Here is a 9818-nt window from a genome sequence, read left to right as displayed (position 1 = left end):
GGTTAGCCGGCGTAGGGGTCGGCGATGCCGATGTACTGGGTGTAGAGGTATTCCTCGATGCCCTCGAGGCCGCCTTCGCGGCCCAGGCCGGACTGCTTGACGCCGCCGAACGGGGCGGCGGCGTTGGAGACGACGCCTGCGTTCAGGCCCAGCATGCCGGTCTCCAGGCGTTCGCCCATCCGGATGCCGCGGTTCAGGTCCCGGGTGAAGACGTAGGCCACCAGCCCGTATTCGGTGTTGTTCGCGAGCCGGATGGCCTCGTCCTCGGTGCCGAAGGTGATGATCGGGGCGACGGGTCCGAAGATTTCCTCGGACAGGATCCGGGTGCCCTCGGTGACGCCGGTGAGGATGGTGGGCTGGTAGAAGTAGCCCGGGCCCTCCACCGCGGAGCCGCCGGTCACCGCGACCGCGCCGGCGGCGACGGCGTCAGTGACGAGCTCGTGGACCTTGTCCCGGCTCTTGGCATCGATCAGCGGGCCCACCTTGGACCCGGCCTCGGTCCCGCGGGCGGTCGTCATGCCCTTCATCTTCGCGGCGAACTTCTCCGCGAACTCCCCGGCGACGGACTCGTGCACGATGAACCGGTTCGCCGCGGTGCAGGCCTCGCCCATGTTCCGCAGCTTCGCCAGCATCGCCCCGGCCACGGCGGCATCGACGTCGGCGTCCTCGAACACCACGAACGGGGCGTTCCCGCCGAGCTCCATCGAGGTCCGCAGCACGGTCTCGGAGGCGTCCGCGAGCAGCCGGCGGCCGACCTCGGTGGAACCGGTGAAGGACAGCTTCCGCAGCCGCTGATCCTTGATCAGCGGACCGGTCGTGGCGCCGGCGGTGGAGGTCGGGATGACGTTCAGGACACCGGCGGGCAGCCCGGCCTCGACCATCACGGCCGCGAACAGCTGGGAGGTCAGCGGGGTCAGGTTCGCGGACTTCAGCACCATGGTGCAGCCGGCCGCGACCGCGGGGGCGATCTTGCGGGTCGCCATCGCGAGCGGGAAGTTCCACGGCGTGATCAACAGGCACGGGCCCACCGGCTTCTTGGTCACCAGCAGCCGGGACTTCCCGTCCGGGGACACCGAGTACCGGCCGAAGGCGCGCACGGCCTCCTCGGAGAACCAGCGCAGGAACTCCGCACCATAGGTGACCTCGCCGCGGGCCTCGGCCAACGGCTTGCCCATCTCCAAAGTCATCAGCAGCGCGAAGTCCTCCGCGCGGGCCGTGACCATCTCGAAGGCCCGGCGCAGGATCTCGCCGCGCTCCCGGGGCGGGACCTTCGCCCAGGACTCCTGCGCGGCCGCGGCCGCGTCCAGGGCGGCGGCGCCGTCTTCGGGACCGGCGTCGGCGATGCTGAGCAGGACCTTTCCGGTGGCCGGGTCCTCGACGTCGAAGGTCTTGCCGGAAGCGGCCGGACGCCACTCACCGTTGATCAGCAGGCCCGTCGGAACGGACGCCAATATTTCGTTCTCACGCTCTACGGTCGTAGACATGCTTCTCCTTAATGGGTTCCTTGGTAGCGCCGGGTTGGCGCGAGGGATTTCTGTAGTCAGACCCAACCCCCGGATTTGGGCAGCCGTATTTGTGAGTACGTGGTGTATCCGGTAGCGATCCGGCCCGACTAGAGGGTCATTCGCCCGCAGCGAAGCTTGGTACCTAATGCCGGTGAGCGGCCTGTGTTGCCGAGATCCAAAGCCAGCGGGCCGGCACTGACCCCGGGTTCCGGTAAGAGTGCGGCGTTCCGGGGTCGATCAGGACGGATTCGCCTGCCTGCAGGTTGTAGACGGTTTGTCCTGATTGGAGCTCGAGTTTCCCGTCCAGCATTACGAGGCATTCTTCCTCGTCTGGGTGCGCGTAGGGTGCCACTCGTGAGCCTTCTCCGGGCTCCAGGACCGCTTCTATGACCTGGATCGTTTTCGCGTTCGCAGGTGTGACCAGCCGGTCCCGGTAAACGCCGGACGGGTGGTTCACGAGGGTCCGGGGTGCGGGATTTGCTGCCAAATTTGTTTCATCAGATTCGGCGAGCAGCAGCGACATGGGAACATTTAGCGCCCCTGCTATCCGCAGCAGTGACGAGAAGGATGGGTTGGCCTTTTGCCGTTCGACCTGGGAGATAAACCCTTCCGAAAGCCCTGTCTGACGCGCCAGCTCGAGAAGGGTCATGTCCTTGGATCTGCGGATTTTACGGATACTCGGGCCCGGGGATGTGGTGGCGGGGGTGCCTCCGGAGTTGACGGTAGGCTCCGCGTCTTCCATGCCGAATGCTCCTTCGCGGATTGTGCCTGCCGGATGGCGGCTGGTCAGTACATGACCATATCAGTGGGATTGTGCTGGAACGGAGACCCTCACGCCACTCTCTTGAGTCTTTCGGCTGCCACGGCCGCGATCAGGACGATTCCAATGACAAGTTCCTGAATGTAGCTGGAGACGTGGAGCAGGTTCATGCCGTTGCTCAGCACGCCCAGGAAGAGGACGCCGAGTACGACGCGCCACAGGACGCCTTCGCCGCCGAAGAGCGACGTGCCGCCGAGCACCGCAGCGGCTATGGACAGCATCACGAAGCTCGCACCCAGCGACGCTTCTCCCGAGCCCACGCGGGCTGTGAGGAGGATGCCGGCCAGGGAAGCGAGGACCGAGCACAGGACGAAGGCCAGTATGACCGTTTTCTTCACGTTGATTCCCGCCACCAGCGCCGCCGTCCGGTTGCCTCCGACGGCGTACATGTTGCGTCCCGGCACGGTGCGGGACATGAAGACTCCCATTCCCACGGCGATAACGACGCCCAGGAGCACCGGCACTGGAATCCCCAGAACGGAGGACGTGGCCAGCACGTCGGAAAAGATCATCGGGAGCCCGATGATGGGGGCGCCCTTGGAAATGATCAGTGCCAGGCCTGTCAGCACAGAGGTGGAACCGAGCGTGGCCATGAAGGATGGAACCTTCCAGAAAGCGACGATGCAGCCGTTCAACAGTCCAATCACGACGCCGAGCAGGAGCCCGGCTCCCAATCCCAGCAGGACGCTTTCGGGTCCGCCGGAGCTTGCCGCGGTCACGGAGGCCACGACCACGCTTGTCAGTGCGACCGTTGCGCCCACTGACAGATCTAGTTGGGCATTGATCAGGACGATCATCTGCCCCATCGCGATGAGGAGGAGGAAAACGGATTGGCGGGCAACATTGAGCAGGTTTGGGCCGTCCACAAAGCGCGGTTCCACGATGGCAAAGACAACGCACATCAGGATCAGCAGGGCGGGCAGGAGGCCGGTGGTCAGGATGAACTGCATGCTGCGCCGGGCGGTGGCCGGGCCTGCTGTGCGTTCTGGACTTAGTGTTGTGGTCAAGGGTTTCGCTCCTTAAGAGGTAGGGAAGTGAGGGCTCACGCCGGGGCTGCGGCGAAGAATGACCTGGCAATGTTTTCTTCGGTGATGTCGCTGCCGGCCAGGTGGGCGGCAATGCGGCCTTCGCGCATCACGTAGACCCTGTCGCTGATGCCGATGATCTCCGTCAGGTCGGAGGAGATCACCACCACGCCGTGGCCGGCATCGGCATAGTTGTCGATCAGACGGTAGACATCCGCCTTCGCTCCGACGTCGATTCCCACCGTCGGTTCATCGAACAGGTGGACTTTCGCCAGGCGCAGCCGGCCCCTGGCCAGAACGGCTTTTTGCTGGTTGCCACCCGAGAACTTCCCGGACACCCGGTCAAGCTGCATGGGCCGCAGGTCCAACTCCTCGGCGATGCTGTGGGCCAGCTCAGATTCCTTCTGCGTCCTCAGGAAGCCTTTCCGGGAGATCTGCGCGGGCCCGTGGGAACCCATGGTCATGGATTCGAAGAGCGGCCGGCCCAAAACGAGGCCCTCGGTCCTGCGGTCTGAAGGATAATAGACGAGCCCGCGCTCCAGCATTCCTGACGGTGATGGCTTGGCGATCTGCTCGCCGTCGAGCTCAATGCCACCGTCCTGAATCGCGTGAAGCCCGAAACACGCCCGGGCGAGGTCTGATTTCCCGCACCCTAGCAGGCCGGCGACGCCGACGACCTCACCCGCGCGCACGCTCATTGAAACATCGCGCAGCGTTGCGCTGTCGAGCCCGGAAACCGTGAGGAGTTCGCGGCCAGGATCCCGTCTCGAGTGCTGGTAGAGCGAGCTCGCCGGTCGCCCGATCATCCTCTCGACGATGACGGCTTCGTCCATCGGGGCATCGAGGGTCTCGATGAACTTTCCATCTCTGAGGACCGAGACGCGGTCAGCAATTGCCTCCACTTCATGCATGCGGTGCGTGACATAGAGAATGGCGACACCTCGCCGGGCCAGCCCGGTCACGATGTTCATCAGCTGCCGGCTCTCGTTCTCCCCCAGCGAAGCCGTGGGTTCATCTAGGATCAGGAGCCGCGCTTCACCCATCAGTGCCCGGGCGATCTCGATCAGCTGCTGGGAGGAACGCGGCAGGTCACCGGCACGGGCTTCTAGCGGCAGGTGTGCCCCCAACCCGGACAGGGCGTCGGCGGCGCGCTTGAGCATCTTCTTTCGGTCAACCAGTCCGGATTTAAGGGGCAGCGAACCGAGGGAGATGTTCTCGGCCACCGAAAGCTGCGGAACGATGTTCAGTTCCTGGAACACCGTCCGGATCCCGCCCTTCTCGGCGTCCTGGGGGCGGTCGAAGACTGTCTCCGCACCGTCCAGTGCTACAGATCCTGTCGTAGCCTTGTGAACTCCGCAGAGAATCTTGATCAGCGTCGACTTGCCTGCGCCGTTCTCGCCCATGAGCGCATGGATTTCGCCGCGCTTGATCTCGAACGAGACATCGCTGAGTGCTGTGACACCGGGAAACTTCTTGCTCACATTACGGATGGCCACTAGCGGGTTGGCGGCGGTCATGCCTCCTCACCGCCTGAATACGCCAGAACTCCGTTGACATAGGTGCGTTCCACACGGATGTCCTTCAACTCTGCTTCGGGAACGGTATGCGGGTCCTTGGCCAGAACCACCATGTCTGCGGCCTTTCCGGACTCCAGGGAACCGGCCACATGGTCGAGCCCGATGACCTTCGCGGCTTCGATGGTGTGCAGCCTGAGAGCTTGTGCCACCGAGATCGATTCTTCCGGTTCGATATGGTTCCCCCAGTAGCTCCTTCGGGACACCGCCGACCAGATGGTATGCAAGGGATTCGTCGCTCCCGGCTCTCCGCCAAGGGTGATATCTGAGCTGATGACAGGCGATACGCCTTCGTGCAGCACGGTCCGCAGCGGAAGCCTTCCCGTGCTGCCCGTTGCGGGGAAAAGCATGGGCAGGTAGTCACCGATGAAGTTGTGCAGGAAGCCCGGCTGCATCACGGGGATCACGTTGGCCGCGCGCCATGCTGCGATCTCCTCCACCGAGTCCAGCACGTTGCCCAGATGCTCGATGCGCACCGGCGGGTGGCCGTGGGCGTCGCCTACGGCGAGAATGGCCTCGATCGCTTCGCGCTGCGCCCTGGTGCCGTTGGTATGGATGGCGATCTGCACGTTTTTGTGGCGTGCAGTTCTGATGGCTTCCATCAGTGCTCCGCGGGAAAGATTGAGTTTGCCCCTGTATCCCGGACGGGGGCTGTGGTCACGGGAGTAGTCGTCGAGGCTGGCCGCATTCCGTGCGGAGTATCCCCCGTCTGCGAACACCTTGACGCCCCGGGCCCAGACCCGCTCGGGCCCGCTGCGTGAGGAAAAACCGGCTGCCCAGTCGCACGCCGCCGCGACAGGGAGCAGCGACGGCGCCATCGCATAGAGCGCGATCCGCCCGTCGAGACTGCCATCCGCGACCGCCGCATCCAGCGCCTCCACGCTGCGTGCTGATTCGGCCATTTCGCCGATTGACGTAACGCCATGCGCGAGGAAGTCGCTGCGGAAGGTGCCGGAATAGAAGCGCGTCAGTTCCTCGACGCTGCTTTCCGGAATCGGCAGCAGGCCGTCAATCTCCGCAACAACGCCGGTCGGCTGGCCGGCGTCGTCAAGGTGGACCACAGGACTGCCCCACAGGCCTTCACCGCCGGTGATGAAGCGCTCCACCCCGGCCAAGGCCAAGGCGGGTGTGTTGAGCACGGACACGTGGCCGCCGCAGTGCAGGACAATTGGAGTCGTCCTGCTGACCGAATCCAGTTCCAGGCGGGTCGGCAGCCTGCGTTCGGCGATTTTTTGATCGAAGAACAAGTTGCCGTATCCGATAAGCCAGTCACCCACGGTCCGGCCCTCGTTCAGCCCCGTCCGCAGGGCATCGAGAACGTCCGCGATGGTTTTGCACGCCGGCACGCGGCAGTCGATGCCCCGGTGCGTTCCTGCCGCGTACTGGGCGAAATGCACGTGAGGGTCAATGAATCCCGGAAGGATCGTCCGCCCGCCCAGGTCGTGGATGGTGACGCCGTTCCGCTGCAGTTCGGCAGCGTAGGCGTCGTCACCGACGCCGGCGATTTTGCCGTTTTCGACGTAAACGACGCGTGCGTTGGGCGCCGCGGTCATGGTGACGACGTTGCCGGTCAGCGCAAAGGTAGTTGCACCCATCAATTGCCCGCTTCCACGTTGAAAGCGGGTGACCATCCCTGAGGGGCGAAGCTTCCGGCGGCATCGAATTTCGAGGTGTTATCGTAACCGTCTTCCTTGGGTCCGCAGATCAAGAGGGGCTCCGGGGCGTAGCGCTGGATTTCCTTGTCCAGCGGTTTATGCTCGAGCGTGCGCACCGCGAGGTCCACGGAGATCTTGCCGATCTGGCTGGACTGTTCCGACGGAGCGCATTTCGCCTGCCCGCGCTTGATGAGTTCAACTGCCTGCGGGGTCACGTACGTGCCGTACAGTCCGATGTCCTCGGCCTTACCCTGCTCGGCCAGGAGCGTTGCCGCGACTTCCATGGTGATCGCTGTGCCGACGATTGCATCGATGCCAGGGTTGGCGGACAGGGTGTCCTCCACGAGCTTCAGCTGAACCTCCTTGCCTGTGTCGCCGTACTTGACATCCACGACCTCGACGGCCGAGCCTGCGACGGCTGCCTCGAATCCCTTCCGGGACCGCTCCGTCCACCCTGCCCCGGCCGGTCCCGGCAGGAGCGCCACCTTCAGCGGCTTCTTCAGTGATGCCAGATGGGTGCCGATCATCTTGCCCATGTCCACGTAGTCCTGCAGAACGCGGGCGTCCACCTCTGGCGAGGAGACTCCGTTCCCGACGTCGACCACTGCTACACCCTGCTTCTTCGCCTTGGCGATGGCAGGGTTCAGCGACTCGTTGCTCACCGCGCTCAGCAGCACCGCGTTCACGCCGGAGCTGACACAGTCCTCCACCTGCGTCACCTGCTGGGCAACGTTCTCGTAGCCCCCTGCATCCGTGGTGGTCAGGGAGACGCCCAGCTGCCGCGCCTGCGTGGCCTGACCATAGTTCATTCCCACCCAGGTCGGGTCCTTCAGATGGGGCAACACGGAGCAGATGCGCCAGGGCTTGGTGATCTCACCCCGGCTCAGGGACGTGTAGGTCCCGGGGGTGTTCGGCCCTGTGCAGCCACGGGGGTCCACTTTGGGGGACTTGCAGTTCGTGAGCAGCGCGGGCACGGACCAGGATTCGCCGCTGACGGGCTCGGCCTCGGCGCTTGCCGTTGCGCACCCGGAGAGCAGGAGAAGACCGACGGTGGCCAGGGCGAGTGTTTTCAGCTTCCGGGGCTTCATGCGAGCACGTCCTCACGGACGACGCCGACGGGGGTGTCGATGCGCTGGATCTGGCCGGCGGGAAAACGTTCGGCCGCGAAGTTGATGGATCCCTGCACTCGGCGGGACGCTGTGAGCTTCCTGACCAGGGCGGACCGTGCGTCCAGCAAACCCTTGGGCCACATGGTGCCGACCTTGCCATAGACGCGGGAGTAGCGCTGGACTCCTTCGCTCATCTCGCGCTGGCCTTCCTGCCACGATCCAAGGGCGAAATCGATGCTGCTGCTGTTTGTGACCGAGATAGCAAGGGCCACGGCATTGGTCATGGCAACACAGGCCGCCTGACCTAGGTTCGGTGACATAGCGTGGGCGGCGTCCCCCACCAGCACCGTCCGCCCGCTGTACCACTGGCTGACGTGTACATCGTGGAAGGGCGCCCAGCGTCCTTCGGTGTCGAAGGGGATCCGCTCCAGCTGGGAGCGGAACTCCGGGAAGCTTTCGATCCACGTGGCAGCGTTGAACGGATTCTGTTTGCGGCCCTCAATGTCGTTTGCAGGGCAGCAGAGGAAGACGTATGTTTCGTCCGGTGAGCACGGGATGATGCCGATGCGGCGGCCACCATTCCACTGCTCGATGGTCTGGTGGACCGGATCGTCGCCCGTTCGTGGGATAAGGTGCCGGCCGCCGCCGTCGCGCAGATCCACAAGTTTCTGGCGAAGGCCGAGGGAATCCCGGACCTTGGAGAATACGCCATCGGCCCCGATGGCCAGGTCAGCCCGGTACTCCCGGCCGTCGGCCGTGGTCAGCGTTCCGTTCGGGGTGGCCCCGGTGACCGACGAATCGGTGACAATCTCCACACCCTGGCGGTGGGCCGCGTTGAGAAGACTCTGGTAAAGGTGCCGCCGTCCGACAGTGTAAAGGCGGTGGTTCCGCAGCCACTCGTCCTGGAGGGTGCTGCCGTCGTGGTCCCGCAGGAATGGAACTTCAACCTTCTCGGCCCGGGAGACGACTTCGTCGTAAGCCCCAATTGCTTCGAGGGCCCGAAGGCCGTTTTCCCACAGGTAGATTCCGGCCCCGATCTCCCGGAGGTTGGAACCTTTTTCGTGTACCCGGACCGAACACCCGGCCGCGCCGAACGCTGCCGCCGCGGTCAGCCCCGCCAGCCCGGCACCGGCGATTTCGATATGCATGTAGATGGCTCCTTTGCCGTCGCTGATTTGGATCTGCACTTCAGATCTCTTGGCGATGCTATTTCCAAAAACTGTGATCCGCAATACTTTTCTTAGATCTGATCAAAGTTTTTTAATTCAGACATCATCTTCTTTGAGTGATTGCCTCTCCGGGAAACAAGTCATCCCGGCAAGTCGCGCCACGGAACGTCGGTTCAAAGCGTCCTCTCCGCCGGTTCGTAGGTCGTGCAGGCCAGGGAAACGCCATTCCCAAGCACCATTCCTTGCTGACCGGGGCGACTGACCAGTTGAGGGCACTGCTGGGACCATCCGCTAACCCGGAATCGAAGGTCGGAAATGGCTGCCTCGCCGGCAAGGGCAGGTGCCGTGCGGCCGTAGATTTGGAGGGCCGCGGCCGACGGCCTCGACCGGGATTGGGCGCTGGCGCGGCAGTACCGGCAATGAAGCACGTCCACCTACTCCGGGGTCTCCGGGAGGCAGCTGCGGCACCGAACCGCCGGACCGCGGCTATTCAAAGACCTTGAGCGTGAGGCCGGGACTATGCGACTACCTCGACGCCGTCGTCCTCATGGATAAGACGCCGCCCTGCTCCATCATCCAGCCAGATCCAGAAAGCGGAGCCGTCGGGCATCCACTCATCCAGGAACCGCTAAGCGCCGACCGACCCCAGCTTTGCAGACGCACGCGACTTCCGGCCGGGACAGTTGCCAGCCCCGCGGCCAATACCCCGCCTCCCTGGATGGTTTCGCCATCATCGGAGGTGGACGCGGCGTGATCGGGAGAGCTCGCACGAAGTGCCGGAAATCTTTGTCGTTCTGCCAACAGCTTGTCCTTCCCCGGGATCGATCAGGACCGGATATGCAAGCCAGTCCACTAGCACTGTCTTTCGCGACTTGTCAGATTCATCAATCATGGGTTCGTTCGCCGACTTTCTTGGGTGCGCGCCCACGACGGGGCTGCGTCAGTAGCCGGGTATCCGGAT

At 64.1% G+C, this 9818-nt stretch carries 7 protein-coding genes; all 7 read right to left on the bottom strand.

Annotation, left to right across the window (positions count from 1 at the left end; genetic code table 11):
- Positions 1–2: 2 nt before the first annotated feature.
- Positions 3–1484 carry an NAD-dependent succinate-semialdehyde dehydrogenase gene (locus BLQ10_RS10375; protein WP_091561474.1) on the bottom strand — a complete coding sequence of 494 codons (1482 nt, stop codon included), beginning with the start codon at positions 1482–1484 and terminating at the stop codon, positions 3–5.
- 163 nt (positions 1485–1647) lie between these two features.
- Entirely contained in the window at positions 1648–2247 is a 600-nt protein-coding gene (locus BLQ10_RS10370) for a helix-turn-helix domain-containing protein (protein ID WP_091561472.1), read from the bottom strand.
- An 89-nt stretch (positions 2248–2336) separates the two neighbouring features.
- A complete protein-coding gene (locus tag BLQ10_RS10365; protein ID WP_091561469.1) occupies positions 2337–3332 on the bottom strand; it encodes an ABC transporter permease in 996 nt (331 codons plus the stop codon).
- 35 nt (positions 3333–3367) lie between these two features.
- Complete coding sequence (locus tag BLQ10_RS10360; protein WP_091561466.1) at positions 3368–4867, bottom strand: sugar ABC transporter ATP-binding protein; 1500 nt, start codon at positions 4865–4867, stop codon at positions 3368–3370.
- Complete coding sequence (locus BLQ10_RS10355) at positions 4864–6519, bottom strand: amidohydrolase (protein WP_091561464.1); 1656 nt, start codon at positions 6517–6519, stop codon at positions 4864–4866. The genes BLQ10_RS10360 and BLQ10_RS10355 overlap by 4 nt, the downstream gene beginning before the upstream one ends.
- Complete coding sequence (torT, locus tag BLQ10_RS10350; protein WP_091561460.1) at positions 6519–7667, bottom strand: TMAO reductase system periplasmic protein TorT; 1149 nt, start codon at positions 7665–7667, stop codon at positions 6519–6521. Before torT ends, BLQ10_RS10355 begins: the two co-directional genes overlap by 1 nt.
- Complete coding sequence (locus tag BLQ10_RS10345) at positions 7664–8875, bottom strand: FAD-dependent oxidoreductase (protein WP_254785498.1); 1212 nt, start codon at positions 8873–8875, stop codon at positions 7664–7666. Before BLQ10_RS10345 ends, torT begins: the two co-directional genes overlap by 4 nt.
- Positions 8876–9818 lie beyond the last annotated feature (943 nt).

This window comes from Arthrobacter sp. ok362, assembly GCF_900102785.1.
Taxonomy (GTDB): domain Bacteria; phylum Actinomycetota; class Actinomycetes; order Actinomycetales; family Micrococcaceae; genus Arthrobacter.
The sequence above is the reverse complement of the archived record's forward strand: the minus strand, read 5'-3'. Positions and strand labels throughout refer to the sequence as shown.

Bases quoted from the DNA above. Each gene is read 5' to 3' on its own strand.
- BLQ10_RS10360 (WP_091561466.1), bottom strand. From the start codon at position 4,867: ATGACCGCCGCCAACCCGCTAGTGGCCATCCGTAATGTGAGCAAGAAG.
- BLQ10_RS10375 (WP_091561474.1), bottom strand. From the start codon at position 1,484: ATGTCTACGACCGTAGAGCGTGAGAACGAAATATTGGCGTCCGTTCCG.
- BLQ10_RS10370 (WP_091561472.1), bottom strand. From the start codon at position 2,247: ATGGAAGACGCGGAGCCTACCGTCAACTCCGGAGGCACCCCCGCCACC.
- torT (WP_091561460.1), bottom strand. From the start codon at position 7,667: ATGAAGCCCCGGAAGCTGAAAACACTCGCCCTGGCCACCGTCGGTCTT.
- BLQ10_RS10355 (WP_091561464.1), bottom strand. From the start codon at position 6,519: ATGGGTGCAACTACCTTTGCGCTGACCGGCAACGTCGTCACCATGACC.